This is a genomic window from Parapedobacter luteus, from assembly GCF_900168055.1.
GTDB lineage: Bacteria > Bacteroidota > Bacteroidia > Sphingobacteriales > Sphingobacteriaceae > Parapedobacter > Parapedobacter luteus.
In genome coordinates this window covers 568,108-588,541 of the sequence record NZ_FUYS01000001.1, presented here as the reverse complement: position 1 = coordinate 588,541, position 20,434 = coordinate 568,108, and the positions used below count along the sequence as shown (strand labels likewise).

17 protein-coding genes are annotated in these 20,434 nt (G+C 49.5%); 16 read left to right on the top strand and 1 reads right to left on the bottom strand.

The window, feature by feature from the left end; genetic code table 11:
- The first annotated feature begins 193 nt into the window (after positions 1-193).
- The 16 genes from ilvE (at position 194) to nrdF (ending at position 18,861) form a co-directional block, all read left to right on the top strand.
- A complete protein-coding gene (gene ilvE, locus B5X72_RS02380) occupies positions 194-1,123 on the top strand; it encodes a branched-chain-amino-acid transaminase (protein ID WP_233632568.1) in 930 nt (309 codons plus the stop codon).
- A 2-nt stretch (positions 1,124-1,125) separates the two neighbouring features.
- Complete coding sequence (gene ilvD, locus B5X72_RS02375; RefSeq protein ID WP_079715216.1) at positions 1,126-2,823, top strand: dihydroxy-acid dehydratase; 1,698 nt, start codon at positions 1,126-1,128, stop codon at positions 2,821-2,823.
- 83 nt (positions 2,824-2,906) lie between these two features.
- Positions 2,907-4,655, top strand: a complete 1,749-nt coding sequence (gene ilvB, locus B5X72_RS02370) for a biosynthetic-type acetolactate synthase large subunit (RefSeq protein ID WP_079715215.1) — start codon at positions 2,907-2,909, stop codon at positions 4,653-4,655.
- 88 nt (positions 4,656-4,743) lie between these two features.
- Positions 4,744-5,334, top strand: coding sequence for an acetolactate synthase small subunit (gene ilvN, locus B5X72_RS02365; RefSeq protein WP_079715214.1), 591 nt, complete (start codon positions 4,744-4,746; stop codon positions 5,332-5,334).
- Between the two features lie 25 nt (positions 5,335-5,359).
- Entirely contained in the window at positions 5,360-5,848 is a 489-nt protein-coding gene (locus B5X72_RS02360; protein ID WP_139378486.1) for a DinB family protein, read from the top strand.
- A gap of 73 nt (positions 5,849-5,921) precedes the next feature.
- A complete protein-coding gene (gene ilvC / locus B5X72_RS02355; protein WP_079715213.1) occupies positions 5,922-6,980 on the top strand; it encodes a ketol-acid reductoisomerase in 1,059 nt (352 codons plus the stop codon).
- Between the two features lie 68 nt (positions 6,981-7,048).
- Positions 7,049-8,557 (top strand): 2-isopropylmalate synthase, encoded by a 1,509-nt coding sequence (locus B5X72_RS02350; RefSeq protein WP_079715212.1) that lies wholly within the window; start codon positions 7,049-7,051, stop codon positions 8,555-8,557.
- 97 nt (positions 8,558-8,654) lie between these two features.
- Positions 8,655-10,052: a 3-isopropylmalate dehydratase large subunit gene (gene leuC, locus B5X72_RS02345; RefSeq protein WP_079715211.1), complete on the top strand. Its 1,398-nt coding sequence runs from the start codon at positions 8,655-8,657 to the stop codon at positions 10,050-10,052.
- 5 nt (positions 10,053-10,057) lie between these two features.
- Positions 10,058-10,654: a 3-isopropylmalate dehydratase small subunit gene (gene leuD / locus B5X72_RS02340; RefSeq protein ID WP_079715210.1), complete on the top strand. Its 597-nt coding sequence runs from the start codon at positions 10,058-10,060 to the stop codon at positions 10,652-10,654.
- Between the two features lie 2 nt (positions 10,655-10,656).
- On the top strand, positions 10,657-12,207 hold the full coding sequence (locus B5X72_RS02335; protein WP_079715209.1) for an alpha-isopropylmalate synthase regulatory domain-containing protein: 1,551 nt from the start codon (positions 10,657-10,659) through the stop codon (positions 12,205-12,207).
- Positions 12,208-12,289: 82 nt separating this feature from the next.
- A complete protein-coding gene (gene leuB / locus B5X72_RS02330) occupies positions 12,290-13,384 on the top strand; it encodes a 3-isopropylmalate dehydrogenase (protein ID WP_079715399.1) in 1,095 nt (364 codons plus the stop codon).
- Positions 13,381-14,613: a threonine ammonia-lyase IlvA gene (gene ilvA, locus B5X72_RS02325; RefSeq protein ID WP_079715208.1), complete on the top strand. Its 1,233-nt coding sequence runs from the start codon at positions 13,381-13,383 to the stop codon at positions 14,611-14,613. Before leuB ends, ilvA begins: the two co-directional genes overlap by 4 nt.
- Positions 14,614-14,935: 322 nt before the next feature.
- The gene (locus B5X72_RS02320) at positions 14,936-15,172 is read left to right on the top strand and encodes a glutaredoxin family protein (protein WP_079715207.1); all 237 of its coding nucleotides are present in this window, start codon (positions 14,936-14,938) and stop codon (positions 15,170-15,172) included.
- 97 nt (positions 15,173-15,269) lie between these two features.
- A complete protein-coding gene (gene nrdI, locus B5X72_RS02315) occupies positions 15,270-15,683 on the top strand; it encodes a class Ib ribonucleoside-diphosphate reductase assembly flavoprotein NrdI (RefSeq protein WP_079715206.1) in 414 nt (137 codons plus the stop codon).
- On the top strand, positions 15,640-17,745 hold the full coding sequence (gene nrdE / locus B5X72_RS02310) for a class 1b ribonucleoside-diphosphate reductase subunit alpha (RefSeq protein WP_079715205.1): 2,106 nt from the start codon (positions 15,640-15,642) through the stop codon (positions 17,743-17,745). The genes nrdI and nrdE overlap by 44 nt, the downstream gene beginning before the upstream one ends.
- 132 nt (positions 17,746-17,877) lie before the next feature.
- Positions 17,878-18,861, top strand: a complete 984-nt coding sequence (gene nrdF, locus B5X72_RS02305; RefSeq protein WP_079715204.1) for a class 1b ribonucleoside-diphosphate reductase subunit beta — start codon at positions 17,878-17,880, stop codon at positions 18,859-18,861.
- Between the two features lie 53 nt (positions 18,862-18,914).
- On the opposite strand, the gene B5X72_RS02300 is transcribed toward nrdF, so the two are convergent.
- Entirely contained in the window at positions 18,915-20,360 is a 1,446-nt protein-coding gene (locus B5X72_RS02300; RefSeq protein WP_079715203.1) for a Gfo/Idh/MocA family protein, read from the bottom strand.
- Positions 20,361-20,434 lie beyond the last annotated feature (74 nt).

The window sequence follows — 20,434 nt, the reverse complement described above, 5'->3', positions numbered from 1 at the left end:
CAATAAAAAAACATTATTCTGAACAAAACAATATTGAAGAAATAATATTCTACACAATACCGATATATAGAATTATATTATTATTCAAAAAAATGAATGACGGCTATTGCTTGATAAGAATAAAGATCCTACCTTGATAAAGTCAAAAAAGGACAGGAACCTATCGCGGATTTGAGGGAGAAATCCAAGTGGTATGGCAAAGCATAATTGGGCAAGTTCAGGTCAACGGAATATGCGATATTTTGGCAACGATACATGGGCCTATTTGAACGGCGAGTTTGTTAAAGCTGATGACACGAAAGTGGATTTCTTCAGCCAATCGCTACACTATGGCTATTCGGCCATCGAGGGCATAAGGGCCTACAACACGCATAACGGTACACGTTTATTCAAAGCCGAGCAGCACTATGATCGCCTCCGCCGCTCCTGCGAACTTGTGGGAATCGCGTTTCCCTGGAAAATTGATTACCTCGTCGATAAAACATATAAGCTTCTGGACAAAAACAACCTGAGGAGCGCATATGTCAGGCCGCTGGTTACCACCGGGCACAACATGTATTTGACCCCGGCCACCGACTCAAGTATCGTTATTTCAGCATGGGAATGGGGGCCTTTTCTGGGCACGGGGCTTATCCGGGTATCGTTGTCGCCCCATCAACGGCCAAACCCTCATTCGATGCCGCCGGATGCTAAAATCGCTGGTCAGTATGTAGCCTCTATCGTAGCCACGACGGAAGCCACCAAGCGGGGATTTGACGAGGCTATTCTATTGGATAGCAACGGCTATGTCGCGCAAGCTTCGAGCAACAACCTGTTTATCGAAAAGGACGGGGTCTTGTACACCCCTCCCACCGGCCATATTTTTCCGGGCATCACGCGGCAAACCGTTTTGGAACTTGGCAAGGCGCTCAACATTGACATGGTGGAAAAGCCGTTGTCTCTGGAAGAGCTGCGGGCCGCCGACAGCGCTTTTCTTACCGGAACAGCCACCGGTATCGTAGGCATCGCTGGAATTGATGATGCAAGCTTTCCCGAAAATTGGACGGATACGCTTGGTGCCACAATACAACGGGCCTATAAAAACCTGACATTGGAAAAAGAAAATTATCAAGTGATTATATAACGATGCTAACCAAACAAACAACAGAACTGAACAAATACAGTAAAGTACTTACACAAGACAAAACCCAGCCCGCGGCTCAAGCCATGCTTTATGGCATCGGGTTGACGGATGACGACATGCAAAAAGCCCAGGTGGGTATCGCTAGCATGGGCTACGACGGCAACACCTGCAACATGCACCTTAATGATCTGGCTAAAGTAGTGAAGGAGGGCGTGTGGAGCAACAACTTGGTAGGCCTGATCTTCAACACAATTGGCGTCAGTGACGGGATGAGTAATGGCACTGATGGCATGCGATATTCGTTGGTCAGCCGCGATATTATTGCCGATAGCATTGAGGCAATTTGCGGAGGCCAATACTATGACGGACTCATCGCCATCCCCGGTTGCGACAAAAACATGCCCGGATCCGTCATGGCTATGGGACGCCTTAACCGCCCTTCGATCATGGTATACGGGGGCACTATCGCACCCGGCCATTATAAAGGTCAGGATCTCAATATTATTTCCTCCTTCGAAGCACTCGGCCAGAAGATTGCGGGAAACTTATCTGAAGAAGATTTTATCGGCATTGTCAAAAATAGTTGCCCCGGTGCAGGCGCCTGCGGGGGGATGTATACGGCAAACACCATGGCTGCTGCCATCGAAGCGCTGGGCATGAGCCTTCCCTATTCATCTTCCAACCCCGCGATGAGCGAAGAAAAGCGTAAAGAATGCCTGGAAGCGGGGAAATACATACGCATCCTGCTTGAACGAGACATCAAACCCTCCGATATCATGACGCGGGAAGCATTCGAAAACGCGTTGCGGGTAATCATCGTATTGGGTGGAAGCACCAACGCTGTGCTGCATTTTATTGCCATCGGCAAAAGTGTGGGGGTAGACATCACGCAAGATGATTTCCAGCGGATGAGCGATACCACGCCGGTGCTGGCCGACTTCAAGCCAAGTGGTAAATACCTCATGCAAGACCTGCACCAATATGGCGGTGTACCTGCTGTGATGAAATACCTGCTTAACGAAGGCCTGTTGCACGGCAACTGCCTTACCGTGACAGGGCAAACGTTGGCCGAAAATCTGGCCGATGTTACTCCAATCAATGAAATTGACCAGCCCATTGTGCAAACATTGGATAACCCCATTAAGCCAACAGGACACCTGCAAATCCTGTATGGCAACTTGGCCGAAAAGGGCAGCGTGGCTAAGATCTCCGGCAAAGAAGGCGAACGTTTTGAAGGACCGGCCCGTGTATTTGATGGGGAAAAAGAACTGATTGCCGGACTCGCATCCGGTCGCGTAAAGCGTGGCGATGTGGTTGTGATCAAAAACGAAGGCCCCAAAGGCGCACCCGGCATGCCGGAGATGCTGAAACCCACCTCCGCCATCATCGGCGCAGGATTGGGCAAAAGCGTGGCCCTTATTACCGACGGTCGCTTCAGTGGTGGAACGCATGGTTTCGTGGTTGGGCATATCACACCGGAAGCCTATGATGGTGGGCTTATCGGCTTGGTGGAAGACGACGATCCGATCGTCATCGATGCTGTAAACAATACCATCACCCTTCAGGTGCCTGATGACATTATTGCCGAACGCCGCGCAAAATGGCAAAAACCGGCACTCAAGGCAACCAGGGGGGTACTCTATAAATATGCAAAGACGGTAGCCGATGCGGCCGCCGGCTGCGTGACGGACGAGTGTTGAATCTTCAATCCGCTGTAGGCTGTGAGCAATACATCATTGAACGTCGGCCTGTAGCCATAGCAAATTAGCAAAAAGAACGTAATATGAACACGCTGGAAATTACGAAAAACACCACACCATCTCATCAGGAAGGAAAGGCATCGATACAATTAAGCGGTTCGCAAGCGGTGCTTGAAGCATTGCTGGCAGAAGGCGTGGATACCATATTCGGTTATCCGGGCGGAGCCATCATGCCGATATACGATGCGTTGTATGATTACAACGACAGGCTCAAACATATCCTGGTACGGCATGAACAAGGAGGCATCCATGCAGCGCAAGGGTATGCGCGCACGTCGGGGCGTGTAGGCGTGGTATTTGCAACCAGCGGCCCGGGCGCAACCAATTTGGTAACCGGATTAGCTGATGCACAGATTGATAGCAATCCCATCGTTTGCATAACGGGCCAAGTATTCGCTCATTTATTGGGTACCGATGCTTTCCAAGAAACGGATGTTATCAACATCACCACGCCTGTGACCAAATGGAATTACCAGGTGACCGACGCTTGTGAAATCCCCACGGCGTTGGCAAAAGCCTTTCATATTGCCCGTACAGGCAGGCCGGGGCCGGTCTTGATAGATATCACGAAAAATGCACAGCTGCAATTATTTGCATACGAAGGATACAAGGTCTGTAACCATATCCGCAGCTACCGGCCGAAACCGATTGTGCGCAGGGAATATCTTGAACAGGCGGCGGCGCTCATCAACGCAGCAAAACGGCCATTTGTACTTTTCGGACAAGGCATCATCTTGGGCAAATCGGAGGCTGAATTCAAGGCATTTATAGAAAAAACAGGAATCCCCGCAGCCGCTACGGTAATGGGCCTCAGTGCCCTGGAAACGGACCACCCGCTACACGTAGGCATGCTGGGCATGCATGGTAATTATGCGCCAAATGTACTTACCAACGAATGTGACGTGCTCATTGCCATTGGCATGCGCTTCGATGACCGGGTAACGGGCCGATTGGATAAATATGCCAAACAGGCCAAGGTTATCCATCTCGACATCGACCCCGCCGAAATCGACAAGAATGTAAAAACCACCGTGCCGGTTTGGGGAGACTGCAAGGAAACACTCCCTTTACTTACCCAACTGGTGGAAGCACGGAAGCACCTGGACTGGGTCGGCCGCTTCCGCCAACTGGAACAGGAAGAGATCGACGAAGTCATCCGCGAGGAGCTGAACCCCAAAACGGATGTCATGACCATGGGTGAAGTTATCAACATATTAAACGACCTCACCGGCGGCGACGCAGTCATTGTTACAGACGTGGGGCAACACCAGATGGTCGCCTGCCGCTATGCAAAGTTCAATCGTTCAAAAAGCAATGTCACCTCGGGGGGGCTCGGCACGATGGGCTTCGGACTGCCCGCCGCCATAGGTGCCTGGCACGGCACGCCGGACCGGACCGTCGTGGCCATCATCGGAGATGGAGGCATTCAGATGACCATCCAGGAACTGGGCACCATCATGCAGTTCGGTGCCAAAGTGAAGATTCTTATCCTCAACAATTCCTTTTTAGGGATGGTGCGCCAATGGCAGCAACTCTTTCACGATAAGCGGTACTCCTTCGTCAACATCACCAGCCCTGATTTTGTGACGGTGGCTAAGGGCTATGGGATTGCCGGCCATAGCGTGAACGAACGCAAGGACCTCAAGCAAGCCTTACAGGACATGATCAATCACGACGGCGCTTATTTGCTGGAAGTGATGGTCGGCAAGGAAAACAACGTATTCCCGATGGTGCCGCAGGGCAGCAGCGTATCTGAAATACGATTGAAATAGGCAGACAAGGGGGCGAAAAAGTGGTATGCGGATTATAAACGGCTCCGCATACTGGCAACAAAAGTTTCAACGATAGCAAATTAAAGTCATGGAAAAGCAGGAATACACCATCACCCTCTATACGGAGAATAGCATCGGCATGATTGGCCGCATCTCCGCTATCTTTTCACGGCGTAAGATCAACATCGAAAGCCTGAACACCTCGCCTTCCGAAGCGGAGGGCATCCACCGCTTTACCATCGTGATTGAAGAAACGGAGGACGTGGTACGCAAACTCTGTCGGCAGATTGAAAAACAAGTAGAGGTGCTTAAGGCGTACTACAACACCAATGACGAGGTTATCTGGCAGGAACAAGCACTGTATAAGGTGCCAACGGAAATCGTAACCGAAAAGGCACCGGTAGAACGGCTCTTGCGCCAATACGGTGCCAGTGCGGTGGTCATACGCAATGATTACACCGTCTTTGAGACCGCGGGCCACCGCGAAGAAATCGATGCGCTGACTGACGCGCTGGCCGAGTACAACCTCATTGAGTTTGTGCGCAGTGCCCGGATTGCCATCATCAAAGACAGCGAAGGGTTCCACAAAAAGCTCAAAGAATTTGAGGAAGCTGAACCCGCTGCGGAAGTGGTGGAAAACAGGTACCTTGATAAGCAAGATAAGGTGTTTACGATGTAAAGTCGGAAGAAGATTACGTGATTACATGAATCAGCAAATCATTTTTAAATACATCAGGCAGACCAGAACCGTGTTTGCCCAATTATTGGAACAACTGACCCTCGAGGAAATCAACGAAATTCCAGACGGTTTCAAGAACAATATCGGATGGAATTTCGGCCACATCGCGGTTAGTACACCTGGGCTTTGCTACCGGCGTACGCAGGTGAGCCCGGATTACGAAATTCCTTATTCAAGCGATTACGGTAAGGGCACTAAGCCCGAAAGGTGGATTAGCGCAGAAGAGTTGGATTCCCTGAAAGGGCAGCTTATTTCATCTATCCAGCAGATTGAAGCGGACTACAACAAGGGGGTATTCGCTACCATCAGCCCCTTTGCTACATCCACTTACGGTCTTGAAATGAACACCATCGAGGAAGTCCTTTCCGCCGCATTGGCGCATGACAATCTCCACTATGGATATGCCATGGCTATTCGGCGAACATTGGAAGGGGAAAAACAAAAAAAGTCGTAATTTAGCATTGCATTTCCAAAAGTGCTGCGATTATAAATCAACTAGTTAAATAAGTAAAAACAAAAAGCAGAAAATGGCAAAGATCAATTTTGGGGGAGTCGTGGAAGACGTGGTAACCCGCGAAGAATTTCCTTTGGAGAAAGCTCAGGAAGTACTGAAGAATGAAACTGTAGCAGTCATCGGCTATGGCGTACAAGGCCCTGGACAAGCATTGAACCAAAAAGACAACGGTATTCACGTCATCGTAGGCCAGCGGAAGGACTCAAAAACATGGGATAAAGCCGTTGCTGACGGCTGGGTACCTGGCGAAACGCTATTTGAAATTGAAGAGGCCCTTGAAAAAGGAACCATTATTTGCTACCTATTGAGCGACGCCGCACAGATTGCATTGTGGCCTACGGTAAAGAAACACCTCACTGCAGGCAAAGCGTTGTATTTTTCACACGGCTTCGGCATCACATTCAATGAGCAGACGGGCATTATTCCGCCCCCAGACGTGGACGTATTCCTCGTAGCCCCCAAAGGATCAGGCACTTCGTTGCGCCGGATGTTCCTCGAAGGGCGTGGCCTCAATTCGAGCTTCGCCATCTATCAGGATGCTACAGGCAAAGCCCGCGATCGGGTCATTGCACTCGGCATTGCGGTCGGAAGCGGTTATTTATTCGAGACCGACTTCAAAAAAGAAGTGTATTCTGACCTCACCGGCGAACGCGGCACATTAATGGGTGCCATCCAAGGTATTTTTGCCGCACAATACCAAGTATTGCGCGACAAGGGACACTCCCCTTCCGAAGCATTCAATGAGACCGTCGAAGAGCTTACACAATCGTTGATGCCGCTTGTGGCCGAAAATGGTATGGATTGGATGTATGCCAACTGTTCCACCACAGCACAGCGTGGTGCACTCGATTGGTGGAAGAAATTCCGTGATGCTACGGCTCCCGTTTTTAAGGAACTTTATGAAAGCGTCGCTTCGGGCAAGGAATCACAACGTTCCATCGATAGCAATAGCCAACCGGATTACCGGGAAAAATTGGAAGAGGAGCTGAAAGAGCTACGGGAAAGTGAGATGTGGCAGGCAGGAGCCGCAGTACGCAGCCTGCGCCCTGAAAACCAGCCTACGGAAGTTTAATAGTGCTAAATACCATTTTATAGCGGCGCTTTCAAGAAAGCGCCGCTCCTTAAAAACATTGGAAAACCATGTTACACGATCCAAACCGCATATACATTTTTGATACCACCCTTCGCGACGGCGAACAGGTGCCCGGCTCTCAATTGACGACCCCCGAAAAGCTTATCATCGGCGAAGCGCTGGAATCCTTGGGCGTGGACGTCATCGAGGCAGGCTTTCCGATATCCAGTCCGGGAGATTTCACCAGCGTCGTGGAACTTTCGAAATTGGTCCGCGAGCCCGTTATTTGCGCACTTACACGTGCAAATAAAGGCGACATCGATTGTGCGGCGGAAGCATTGAAGCATGCCAAAAGACCCCGTATCCATACCGGCATCGGTTCATCCGATACGCACATCAAATATAAATTCAACAGTACGCGCGAGGCGATCCTGGAACGGGCCGTGGAAGCCGTGAAGTATGCCAAGACATTTGTTGAAGATATTGAATTTTATGCGGAAGACGCCGGAAGGGCCGACAATGAATACCTGGCCCGGATGATTGAGGCAGTGATTGCTGCCGGCGCAACGGTAGTGAATATCCCCGATACCAACGGTTATTGCCTTCCTGAGCAGTACGGGGCAAAAATCCGGTTTCTCAAAGAAAACGTTAAAAATATTGATAAAGCCATTATTTCGGTGCACTGCCATAATGACCTCGGATTGGCGACAGCCAATAGTATTGCCGGTTTGCAAAATGGCGCAAGGCAGGTCGAATGCACCATTAATGGCATCGGCGAACGCGCTGGCAACACATCATTGGAAGAGGTGGTCATGATCTTGAAAACACACGCCTCCGTCGGTCTGCACACGCACATCAACACGAAACAACTCTATCCGATAAGCGGGATGGTAAGCCGCATGATGCGCATGCCCGTACAGCCCAATAAGGCTATCGTAGGACGTAACGCTTTCGCACATAGCTCGGGTATCCACCAGGATGGCGTGCTTAAGCACCGTGAGAATTATGAGATCATGAACCCGGAAGATGTCGGGATTGATCAATCTGAAATCATATTGACTGCCCGCAGCGGCAGACATGCGCTGAAGCACCACCTCGAACGACTGGGATATACCATCGATCGGATTGACTTGAATCAGGTATACCAGCGCTTTTTGGAACTGGCCGATATAAAGAAAGAGCTGAAGGACGACGACCTCCTGCAACTGATGGGCGCCAAAATAGAAGAAAATTTCAAAAATGGCTTAGCCATCAATACATTACAGGTTAAGACCGGTGACCAAGAGTCCCCTGTGGCTACTATCCGACTAAACTACAATGGTGTGGAGCACGCTGCTACGGCCGTTGGCAACGGCCCGGTGAGTGCGACGATTAAGGCGATTGAGGAGATCATCGGCAAACACGTAGAAATCAAAGAGTTCAACATCCACTCTATCCATGGCGGCAGCGACGACGTCAGCAAGGTAGATATGCGTGTCGTTTATGACGATAAATCGTACATGGGATACGGCTTTAGCACGGACATCGTGCGGGCATCGGCAAACGCTTACCTGGATGCATTGAATAAGTTTATTTAGGCGTGGGCTTTAGGCTTGGCGGTAAGCCATAAATGGCAGGCTTAATGCCCGAAGCCGCGCGCTAAAAAGCAGAAACAAAACGACAACTATATAAGAAATGAGTAAGACATTATTTGACAAGGTATGGGATGCGCATGTGGTGCGTAAGATTGAAGGGGGGCCCGATGTGTTATTTATTGATCGGCACTTAATCCACGAAGTAACCAGCCCCGTGGCATTCCTGGGACTTAGAAAACGTGGCATCCGCGTATTATATCCGGAGCGGACATTCGCTACCGCTGACCACAACACGCCGACCATCAACCAACACCTCCCCGTACAAGACCCCTTGTCAGCCAACCAGTTAAAGGCGTTGGAGGAAAACACCAAAGAATACGGTATCCGACACTGGGGTTTGGGGCATTACAAGAATGGCATTGTACACGTAATTGGGCCGGAAAACGGCATTACACAACCGGGTGCGACCATCGTCTGCGGCGACTCCCACACATCTACGCATGGTGCTTTTGGCGCTATTGCTTTCGGCATCGGCACTTCGGAGGTGGAAATGGTACTTTCCTCCCAGTGTATCATGCAGCCGAAACCGAAAAAAATGCGCATCACCATCAACGGTACACTGGGTAAAGGCGTGCTGCCCAAGGACGTTGCCCTGTTTATCATTTCCAAGCTTACCACCTCGGGCGCTACAGGACACTTCGTGGAATATGCCGGAAGTGTATTCGAACAGATGACCATGGAAGGCCGGATGACGGTCTGTAACCTGAGTATCGAGATGGGTGCTCGTGGCGGAATGATTGCGCCAGACCAGACGACGTTTGATTACATCAAGGGCCGTGAGTTCAGTCCCAAAGGATCCGACTGGGACAAAGCAATGGCGTACTGGGAAACCCTGAAAACAGATGAAGGTGCCGTCTTTGATAAAGAATTGGTATTCGATGGTTCAGAAATCGAACCGATGATTACCTATGGCACGAACCCCGGCATGGGCATCGGTATCACGAAGGAAATTCCTAATGCAACCCAAGTGGAGGAAGCAAGGGCAACCTTTGAAAAATCACTCGGATACATGGGTTTCCACGAAGGCGAACCTATGCAGGGCAAGAAAGTGGACTATGTCTTTGTGGGTAGCTGCACCAATGGCCGTATTGAGGACTTCCGGGCCTTTGCATCCCTGGTAAAGGGCCAACGTAAGGCAGACGACGTAACGGTATGGCTGGTCCCCGGTTCGCACGTGGTGGAAGAACAGATAAAGCAGGAAGGTATCCTCGACATCCTTACAGAAGCAGGTTTTTCGCTACGCCAACCGGGATGTTCAGCCTGCCTGGCCATGAACGAAGACAAAATTCCGGCCGGCAAATATGCGGTAAGCACCTCCAACCGGAATTTCGAAGGCCGCCAAGGTCCGGGTGCGCGCACCTTGCTCGCCAGTCCATTAGTAGCGGCCGCAGCGGCCATTACCGGTAAAGTAACCGATCCGAGAACCTTTTTACAATAAGCATCATGGCATACGATAGTTTTAACATATTGAAAAGCACAGCAGTGCCGCTCCCCATTGAGAATGTGGATACCGACCAAATCATCCCTGCCCGGTTTTTGAAGGCTACTGAGCGGGTAGGTTTTGGCGACAACCTGTTCCGCGATTGGCGCTATAACCCGGATAATACGCCCAAGGCCGATTTTGTGCTCAACGACCCTACATACAAGGGAAAAATCCTCATAGGGGGTAAGAACTTCGGTTCGGGATCGTCGCGCGAACACGCTGCATGGGCCATCTATGATTATGGATTCAGATGTGTAGTATCTAGCTTTTTTGCTGATATTTTCCGAAACAATTGCCTCAACATCGGTGTGTTGCCCGTGCAAGTCAGTGCCGGGTTCCTGGAACGGATTTTCGCAGTGGTCTATGCCGACCCGGATACCGAGCTCGAAGTAAGCCTCCCCGAACAGACCATCACGCTATTGGCGACCGGCGAGCATGAATCGTTCGAAATTAACAGTTACAAGAAAAGTAACATGATGAACGGCTTCGATGACATCGATTACTTACTCAATATCAAATCGGATATCCAAGCGTTTGCAAAGACCCTTCCGTTATAGCCATGGAAAGCAGGAAACTAGAAATCATGGACACGACACTCCGCGATGGGGAGCAAACCTCGGGGGTGTCGTTCTCGGTTTCAGAAAAACTTACCATTGCGCAGCTGCTGCTGGAGGAACTTCGGGTAGATCGGGTAGAAGTAGCTTCTGCGCGGGTTTCCCAAGGGGAATTTGAAGCGGTGGAGGCCATCGCAAATTGGGCTTCCAAAAATGGATACCTGGGTAGTGTTGAGGTACTTACTTTCGTCGATAATGGGATTTCACTGGCCTGGATGCAACGGGCTGGCGTGAAGGTGCAAAATCTGCTGACCAAAGGTTCGCTGAACCACCTCACCCACCAATTGCGAAAAACACCACAGCAGCACTTCGACGAAATTGCCGATGCCATCATCCGGGCCGCGCAAGCGGGAATTGCCACCAACGTGTATCTGGAAGATTGGAGCAACGGCATGCGCCACTCGCCACAATATGTGCTGCAATACCTGGATTTCCTTACCGCGCAGCCCGTCAACCGGATAATGCTGCCCGATACCCTCGGCGTGCTTACCCCCGGCGAAACTCATCAATATATCGCGGCATTACGGGCCCGCTTTCCGCAGGCGCATTTGGATTTCCATGCCCACAATGATTATGACCTGGGTACAGCCAACGTCCTCGAAGCAGTGAAAGCGGGCATCGACGGACTGCACCTGACCGTAAACGGAATGGGCGAACGTGCCGGCAACGCTCCGCTTGCCAGCGCCGTAGCTGTCATTAATGACTTTCTTGCTGACGTCGAAATCGGCATCAACGAGTCTGCCATTTTTACCGTGAGCAAGCTGGTCGAAAATTTTTCCGGCGTGCGGATACCAGCAAATAAACCAATCGTCGGCGACAACGTCTTCACCCAGACGGCCGGCATACACGCCGATGGCGACAATAAAAACAACCTTTATTTCAACGATTTACTCCCCGAACGCTTCGGCAGAAAACGGAAGTATGCCTTGGGAAAAACATCCGGCAAAGCCAACATCGAAAAAAACCTGCAGGAGCTCGGTCTGAAACTGAATGAGGAAGACTTAAAAAAGGTAACACAACGGGTGATCGAACTGGGCGACAAGAAGGAGACTGTAACTACCGAAGACCTGCCTTACATCATTTCCGATGTGCTGGCGACCAAGGCTCACGAGGAGCGTATCCTCGTGGAATCCTACGTGTTGACCCACGCCAAAGGCCTGCGCCCATCGGCAACGATTGCCGTGCGTATCAATGGCCAGCTATTTGAAGAACACGCGCAGGGCGACGGCCAATTCGATGCGTTTATGAATGCGTTGACCATGGCATATGCAAAGAACGACATTCACTTGCCCAATCTGGTTGATTATAACGTGCGCATTGCCCCGGGGAGCAGCTCGGATGCCCTCTGCGAGACGACAATTACCTGGGAATCGGGCGACCGCACCTTCTCGACGCGCGGGTTGGATTCCGACCAAACCGTATCGGCTATCAAGGCCACGCAAAAAATGCTAAATATCGTGTTGAATGTGGATCAAATCGAAGTGATACCTACGTAAGTTTTATATTTTTGTACTTTAATTTTCTATGCTTCGGACTCCGAGCTTCCGGCTGGGGATTACCGACTTTAATTGAATGAATATGGAATTGAATATTGCGCTTTTACCCGGCGATGGCATCGGTCCTGAAGTGGTTGGCCAAGCTGTAAAAGTTGTGGATGCAGTGGCTGAAAAATTTGGCCATCGCGTAAATTGGACCTTTGGACTAACCGGTGCTGCGGCCATCGATGCAGTGGGCGACCCCTACCCGGAATCGACCCATGAAATCTGCTTGGCTGCTGACGCGGTACTGTTCGGCGCTATTGGTCACCCTCGTTATGACAATGACCCCAAAGCACCGGTACGCCCTGAGCAAGGGCTGCTGAAAATGCGCAAGCAGCTCGGTCTTTTTGCCAATGTACGCCCGACATTTACCTTTCCTTCCCTCATCGATAATTCGCCGCTGAAGCGTGAACGTATCGAGGGAACCGATTTAATTATCCTGCGCGAACTCACCGGTGGCATCTATTTTGGCGAACGTGGCAGGAAAGACAATGGCGAAACGGCCTTTGATACATGCACCTATACACGTGACGAGGTGAAACGGCTGGCCAAGCTGGGCTTCGAGATGGCGATGAACCGACGAAAGAAACTATGCTGCGTGGATAAAGCCAACGTACTGGAAAGTTCGCGGCTTTGGCGGGAGACCGTACAGGACATGGAGAAAGATTTTCCCGAAGTAGAAGTCAGCTATGAGTTTGTGGATGCCGTGGCGATGCGCCTGGTACAGTGGCCATCGTCATACGATGTGCTGATCACAGAAAACCTATTCGGCGATATCCTCACCGACGAGGCTTCCGTCATCTCCGGATCCATGGGATTAATGCCATCAGCTTCCATCGGTGTACATACTTCCCTTTTCGAACCGATACATGGCTCCTATCCGCAAGCTGCCGGAAAAGACATTGCCAATCCATTAGCTACCGTACTTTCGGCGGCTATGCTATTTGAAGATGCTTTCGGCCTGAAGGAAGAGGCTGAACTCATCCGGGCGGTAGTAAACAAATCGTTGGCCGAAGGCATCGTCACCGAAGATCTTGCCGCCAATAATAAAGCCTATAAAACCAGTGAAGTCGGTGATTGGCTGGCTGCTCAGGTCAAGCTTCCCGAAGGGATCACGGCAACACCTGCGCAATGAAACAGGCAATTGATGCTGCTGCTGAACGTTTCAAGGGAGTGGTAAACCGCACTCCCTTGCAATACAACCAGCGGCTGTCGGAAAAATATAACGCGTCGATATACCTCAAACGGGAAGATCTACAAATCGTGCGCTCCTATAAACTCCGTGGGGCCTTCAATAAAATCAGCAAGCTCACGGAAGCCGAGCGTATCAAAGGAGTGGTTTGCGCCAGCGCGGGCAACCATGCGCAAGGCGTGGCGTATTCCTGCAAAAAACTGGGAATAAAGGGAATCATTTTCATGCCCGGCCCTACGCCTAGGCAAAAAATCAGCCAGACCGAAATGTTCGGCGACGGCTATATCGAAATTGTACTGACCGGCGATACCTTCGACGATTGTCAGCAGGTGGCCCTGACCTACTGTGCCGAACAGGGCATGACATTCATTCATCCGTTTGACGATCCGGATATCATTGAGGGCCAAGGTACCGTAGGCACGGAAATCGTAAGTGACCAACCGGATACCGACGTCGTCATCCTACCCATCGGCGGTGGCGGGCTGGCGGCGGGCGTCGCGGCCTATCTGCGGGAAACCGTGCCCGGCATCCAACTATACGGTGTGGAACCCCAAGGTGCCGCTTCCATGAAGGCGGCATTGGCGCACGGTGCCCCCGTGATGCTCAACGAAATCAACCGTTTTGTAGACGGCGCCGCGGTAAAGCGTATCGGGAACCTTACCTATCAATACTGTAGCCAATTGCTCGATGATGTGCAGCCCATCCCCGAAGGGAAGATATGCACAACCATTTTGGAATTGTATAATAAAGATGCTATCGTTGCCGAACCGGCCGGTGCGCTGGCCATAGCGGCGCTTGATTTTTACCAACCTAAAATCCGGGGCAAAAAGGTGGTATGCATCTTGAGTGGCGGCAACAACGATATCGACCGAATGGGCGAAATCAAAGAGCTCTCGTTGTTGTACGAAGGATTGAAGCATTATTTTATCGTCCGTTTCCCGCAACGTCCCGGAGCGCTTAAGCTGTTTGTCAACGAAGTGCTGGGGCCGCATGATGATATCACCCGCTTTGAGTTCATCAAAAAAACGCAGCGCGAACGGGGACCGGCCTTAGTGGGTATCGAACTGCAAAAAGCGGCCGACTATGCGGCGTTAATCGAGCGCATGCGCGACCACCGCTTTGATTTTAAAGAAGTCAACAGGGATCCGACGCTCTTTGAATACCTCATCTAGCGCACAGTAGGCCAGACTGGCCAAAGCTGACTGTTTATCAAGAAGCATACCGAAGTCAGGTGTGGATTATCCACACCCACAAGCGAAATAGCTCATTGAATTAATCAAAAATATTGACTGACAGATTTTTGCAAAAAACGAAACCCACATCGATTATCCACAATGTGAATAATTCAACATCTGTTGATAACAATTGCTACCTAACTGAATCGAAATAGCTGATATTTGTTCTAAGGCTACAACTTACCAACCGTCACAACAGTAATTATCGGAATCTACCATTTCAGATCCGGCAGTTTTGAACATTAAAAATCGTATTGCTATGACACGGATTATTAAATTCGAAAAAAATGACTGTGCGCCTTGCAACCAAGTGTCGGAATTTCTCGACCGCAAGGGTATTACTTATGAAAAAGTAAATCCGTTTGACAAACCGGAATTGGCCATTCAATATAAAGTACGCACGGTGCCTACGGTTATTGTGTTGAATCACGACCAAGAGACGCAACGCATCATCGGATTCAAACCCGAGGAACTATCGGCATTGACTGTACAATAGTAGGGAGACCGAAATCGAAGTACTGAAACGAGCTATAAGGCAAAACATTAGGACCCCCTCGATAATGTGGGGGTTTACCATCTAAAAAGGTCTGCAAATGGAGAGGATATATTATGATAGCAAAACGGGGAATGTGGAACGGTTTATGCAGAAGGTGGCTGAATTAACCGGATGGATCACTCAAAAAATCCAACCGGACATGGAAGTGGGACAGGAAGGGCATTTGGTAACGTTTACCACCCGATTCGGGGAAATACCGGAGACGACAAAAAACTTCCTGCAGTATGCAAGTCCATACCTGCTTTCTGTATCTTCGAGTGGAAATCGAAACTGGGGACGGAACTTCGCCGTGGCCGGAGACAAAATTGCAACCGAATATGGTATACCGTTGGCATTAAAATTTGAGCTATCGGGAACCAACGAAGACGTTAATGAATTTATCGCTATTATTAAAGCAAGGAAACACTATGGTAACAAACGACGTAGCAAAGAGCTGGATTTTGCTCAATAACGAAATCATGATCAAACATGATGACGAGTTTAGCCTGCATAAGGATAAGGAAGCCGTACGCGCCTACTTTCTGGAGTATGTAAACAAAAACACCGTTTTCTTTTATACCTTAAAGGAAAAGATAGACTACCTCATCGAAAACAATTACTACATCAATTTCTATGAGTGGTTTACCTTTGAGGAGATGGAGCAGGTGTACAACTTCATAAATGCCAAGAAGTTCCGATTTCCGTCGTTCATGAGCGCCTTCAAGTTTTTCCAGAGCTATGCGCTGCGCGATGACTCCGGCGAAAAATTCCTGGAACGCTATGAAGATCGTGTTGCTGCCGTTTCCTTGTTTCTTGCGCGTCATGAAGGCGTGGACCGCGCCTTGCAATATGCTGAGCTGCTCATCAATCAAGAATACCAGCCGGCTACGCCTACGTTCCTCAATGCGGGCAAAAAACGTTCGGGAGAACTGGTGTCTTGCTTCCTTGACGAAATCGGCGATAATCTCAACGGCATTGGCTACGCCGTAGATTCAGCCATGAAACTATCGTCTATCGGCGGTGGCGTGTCGTTCAACATTTCAAAAATCCGTGCACGTGGTGAAGCTATCAAGGGTGTAGAAGGACGTGCCGGCGGCGTACTACCCATCATGAAGATCCTTGAGGATACCTTTTCGTACGCCAATCAGCTCGGCCAACGCCCGGGAGCGGGGGCCGTATACCTCAATATCTTCCATTCGGACATCGAAGAGTTTCTCGATTGTAAGAAAATCAATGTGGATGAGAAGGTCCGCATCAAATCGCTTTCCATCGGCGTGATTATTCCGGATAAATTCATGGAATTAGCAGCCAAGGATGAACCATGTTATCTGATACATCCCCATACGGTCATGCAGGAATATGGCAAGTACCTCGATGAATTGGACATGGACGAGATGTATGACGAACTCATCACTAATCCAAAAATCAAGAAAAAGAAAATAAATGCCCGTCACCTACTGGTTAAAATCGCCCAAACGCAAAAAGAAAGTGGCTACCCTTACATCTTTTTCAAGGAAAACGCTAATCGCCAGCATGCACTGAACGGGATTGGAAAAGTCAAGTTTTCGAACCTCTGCACGGAAATTATGCAGATTTCCGAAGTGTCTGACATCAACATATACGGACAAGAAGACACCATCCGCTACGGTATCTCCTGCAACTTGGGCTCGCTCAATATCGCCACCGTGATGGATAACAAACGGATAGAGCAAGCCGTGAAAACTGCGATGCGTGCGCTTACGATGGTATCAGACGTGACGGATATTGCCATGGTGCCTTCTATACAAAAAGCCAACCGTGAACTGCATAGCGTGGGCTTAGGCGCAATGAACCTGCATGGATACCTGGCCAAGAACTTCATCATGTATGAAAGCGAAGAAGCACTGGATTTTGCCAATGTATTCTTCATGATGGTCAATTATTATTCCCTGCAAGCGTCTATGGAAATTGCCCGCGAACGGAAAACCACGTTTACCGGATTCGAAAAAACGGCTTATGCCGACGGCACCTACTTTGACAAATACGTTAATCAGGATTATTTCCCGACCACGATTAAAGTAAGTGAACTGTTTGCAGGCATAGACATCCCAACTAAGGAAGACTGGAAAGCGCTCAAGCAACAAGTACAGGAGCACGGCGTCTACCATGCCTACCGCATTGCCATCGCGCCGAACCAGTCGACTTCATACATTATGAATGCCACTGCTTCGGTGATGCCGATAGTTGACACCATTGAGGTACGCGAATATGGCGATAGCACCACCTATTATCCCATGCCATACCTGACCAATGAAAATTATTTCTATTATAAATCGGCCTATGATATGGATCAGATGAAAGTGCTGCGGCTTGTTTCCGTTATCCAACGGCACGTCGATCAGGGTATCTCCACCATCCTGCATACCAACTCCCGCGACACTACGCGTGACTTGGCCCGTTACTACATCTATGCGCACAAGGTAGGATTGAAGTCGTTATATTATACACGTACACGCAAATCCACTATCGATGAGTGCGTATCGTGCTCAGCATAAGACAAGCGACGAATATTGCCGCGTATAGCGTATTGAGATTTTTCGGACAATCACAATACGCTATACGCAATGCACTGCACGCCATAAACAATACGAAACACCAAAAACAAAACACGAAAAAACGAATCTGACATGAAACAATATAAAGCCGTCAACTGGAACGATCCCGAAAATGACTACGCGCTGATGTTTTGGGAGCAGAATATCAAGCAATTCTGGATTGACACAGAGTATATCCCATCGAAGGATATAGACAGCTGGAAAGCGCTCTCGCCGGAAATGCGGGAATGTTATAAAAAAGCCCTGGGAGGCCTCACGCTTCTTGATACGTTGCAAAGCCATACCGGAATGCCCAAAATCATGGATCACATTGATTCGTTGCAAAATAAATCGGTATTGGCATACATGTGCATGATGGAAGCCATCCACGCCAAATCCTATTCCACTATCTTTACCACCGTAGCTACTTCACAGGATATTGAAGACATCTTCAACTGGGTTCAAAACAACAAGTACCTGCAGTTTAAGGCTTCCACGATAGACAAATACTATCGCAAGCTGGCTGAGACGGATATCAGTAAAGAGGATCTCTTTATGGGATTATGTGCCTCCGTCCTGCTGGAATCTTTCCTGTTTTATAGTGGCTTTTTTATTCCATTGTGGTTATGCGGACAAGGCCATATGGTAGCCAGTGCGGACATCATCAAAAAAATCATTGCAGACGAGTCCATACATGGCGTATTCGTAGGGTTATTGGCCCAGGATGTTTATAAAAAACTGCCCAATCCGGAGCGTGCAAAGGAAAAGCTCATCGTGCTGCTCAATGATCTGTATGAAAACGAGTTGAAGTATACGGAAGAAATCTATACGGATGTAGGGCTTACTGCGGAGGTAAAAGAGTATGTACGCTATAATGCCAATAAGGCGCTCATGAACCTGGGATTTGAACCCACCTTTGAAGTCAAACGCGTAAACCCCATTGTTTTAAACGGGCTTAATGTCGAAACGACACAACATGATTTCTTTTCCAAGAAATCAACCAACTACGAGAAGGCGACGGAGATCGTACACCTCAGGGATGAGGACTTCGCAATGGATACATCCATTGCTATCTAACTTCATAAAAAAAGGGGCCTGCGCCCCTTTTTTTATGAAGTTCAAGGATTATACTAAACGGCTGATAGCTCCCAGCCTTGGCGGTATTGCCGCTTTACGAATTGGTTGACCTCATCAAAGTTGGTCACCTTCATGTTGTCGTTATCCCAAATCAGTTTTAAATTCCTGCCAGGGTACTTATTATCAATCCGTAAATCCGAGCCGCGGATGGCCAGGTTGGACATCAACAATGCTTCGGTGAGCGGACCGGCAATTTCGAACGGAGAGCTCACTTCTTTATTGCCATACCCTGCGATAGCGGCTTCCACCCATTGCGCATAATGGCCGGCAGCCCCACCCGGTACACGTTCGTATTTTACAGGAAGCTTATGCTGCTCGGTCAATGAAGTAGGCAGTAACCGTGGATTTTCGGCATAGCAACCAGCCATCATCTTTCCCTTTGTACCGATAAAGAGGATGCCATTTCCACCGTCGCCGAACACTTCGTTTGGTCCCAGCTCTTCGGGGCGTTGCGGCTGGATGCCACCATCCATCCAGTGGATTTTTACGTCACCTGAAGTTTTGTCGGTTTTGGGGAAAGTCATGACCGCATAGCTTGACGGTGGGCAGCTTTCGGGGAAATACCCCCTTTTGAACTCATCCACGTATACCGAACCTACACTGGCTTGTACATCTTTCACGTATTGGAGCCCCAATATGCTAAACGGGGCTTCCATGATGTGGCAACCCATGTCGCCCAGGGCACCTGTACCGTAATCCCACCATCCACGCCAGTTAAAGGGCACCAGCTTTTCGACATAGTCTTTGTAAGGCGCTGTCCCCAGCCAAAGATCCCAATCAAGCTCATTCGGTACCGGTGCTTTTTGCGATGGCCATTGGATGCCTTGGGGCCATACGGGCCTATCCGTCCAGGTGTAAATGGTATGAACATCACCGATGAGCCCGGCATCGAACCATTCGCGCATTATGCGTACGCCGTCTCCAGAAGCTCCCTGGTTGCCCATTTGGGTGACAACCTTATATTTTTTTGCTGCCTCGGTCAATACCCGCGCTTCGTACACATCATGCGTGAGTGGCTTTTGTACATACACGTGCTTGCCCAGCTGCATCGCTGGCAGCGCATGGATAGCATGGTTGTGGTCCGGCCCCGATACCGAAACCGCATCGATGTGTTTGTGCTCTTTATCGAGCATTTCACGGAAATCCTTGTAGTATTTTGCTTTGGGAAACCGTTTTACAGAACCTGCTGCACGGCGGTCATCCACATCACAGAGGTAAGCAATCTCTGCCTTACCACTTTCGTGGAATGACCTCAAGTCGGATTCACCTTTACCGCCCACACCAATACCAGCCACTACCAATTTGTCACTGGGGGCAATAAAACCAGTACCGCCCAGTACATGCCTTGGCACCACCATGAAACCTGCCGCCGCTGCAGCACCCGTCTTGATGAAATCCCTACGGGTCGCACCTGCCTTTGATTTATTACTCTTTTCCATTTAAATAAATTGTTTTAGCGTATGAATGTTTATCCTTAGTACGTTGGTTAGCACAAATACTTTATCCCCCATTG

Bases quoted from the DNA above. Each gene is read 5' to 3' on its own strand.
- ilvE (WP_233632568.1), top strand. From the start codon at position 194: ATGGCAAAGCATAATTGGGCAAGTTCAGGTCAACGGAATATGCGATAT.
- ilvD (WP_079715216.1), top strand. From the start codon at position 1,126: ATGCTAACCAAACAAACAACAGAACTGAACAAATACAGTAAAGTACTT.
- ilvB (WP_079715215.1), top strand. From the start codon at position 2,907: ATGAACACGCTGGAAATTACGAAAAACACCACACCATCTCATCAGGAA.
- ilvN (WP_079715214.1), top strand. From the start codon at position 4,744: ATGGAAAAGCAGGAATACACCATCACCCTCTATACGGAGAATAGCATC.
- B5X72_RS02360 (WP_139378486.1), top strand. From the start codon at position 5,360: ATGAATCAGCAAATCATTTTTAAATACATCAGGCAGACCAGAACCGTG.
- ilvC (WP_079715213.1), top strand. From the start codon at position 5,922: ATGGCAAAGATCAATTTTGGGGGAGTCGTGGAAGACGTGGTAACCCGC.
- B5X72_RS02350 (WP_079715212.1), top strand. From the start codon at position 7,049: ATGTTACACGATCCAAACCGCATATACATTTTTGATACCACCCTTCGC.
- leuC (WP_079715211.1), top strand. From the start codon at position 8,655: ATGAGTAAGACATTATTTGACAAGGTATGGGATGCGCATGTGGTGCGT.
- leuD (WP_079715210.1), top strand. From the start codon at position 10,058: ATGGCATACGATAGTTTTAACATATTGAAAAGCACAGCAGTGCCGCTC.
- B5X72_RS02335 (WP_079715209.1), top strand. From the start codon at position 10,657: ATGGAAAGCAGGAAACTAGAAATCATGGACACGACACTCCGCGATGGG.
- leuB (WP_079715399.1), top strand. From the start codon at position 12,290: ATGGAATTGAATATTGCGCTTTTACCCGGCGATGGCATCGGTCCTGAA.
- ilvA (WP_079715208.1), top strand. From the start codon at position 13,381: ATGAAACAGGCAATTGATGCTGCTGCTGAACGTTTCAAGGGAGTGGTA.
- B5X72_RS02320 (WP_079715207.1), top strand. From the start codon at position 14,936: ATGACACGGATTATTAAATTCGAAAAAAATGACTGTGCGCCTTGCAAC.
- nrdI (WP_079715206.1), top strand. From the start codon at position 15,270: ATGGAGAGGATATATTATGATAGCAAAACGGGGAATGTGGAACGGTTT.
- nrdE (WP_079715205.1), top strand. From the start codon at position 15,640: ATGGTAACAAACGACGTAGCAAAGAGCTGGATTTTGCTCAATAACGAA.
- nrdF (WP_079715204.1), top strand. From the start codon at position 17,878: ATGAAACAATATAAAGCCGTCAACTGGAACGATCCCGAAAATGACTAC.
- B5X72_RS02300 (WP_079715203.1), bottom strand. From the start codon at position 20,360: ATGGAAAAGAGTAATAAATCAAAGGCAGGTGCGACCCGTAGGGATTTC.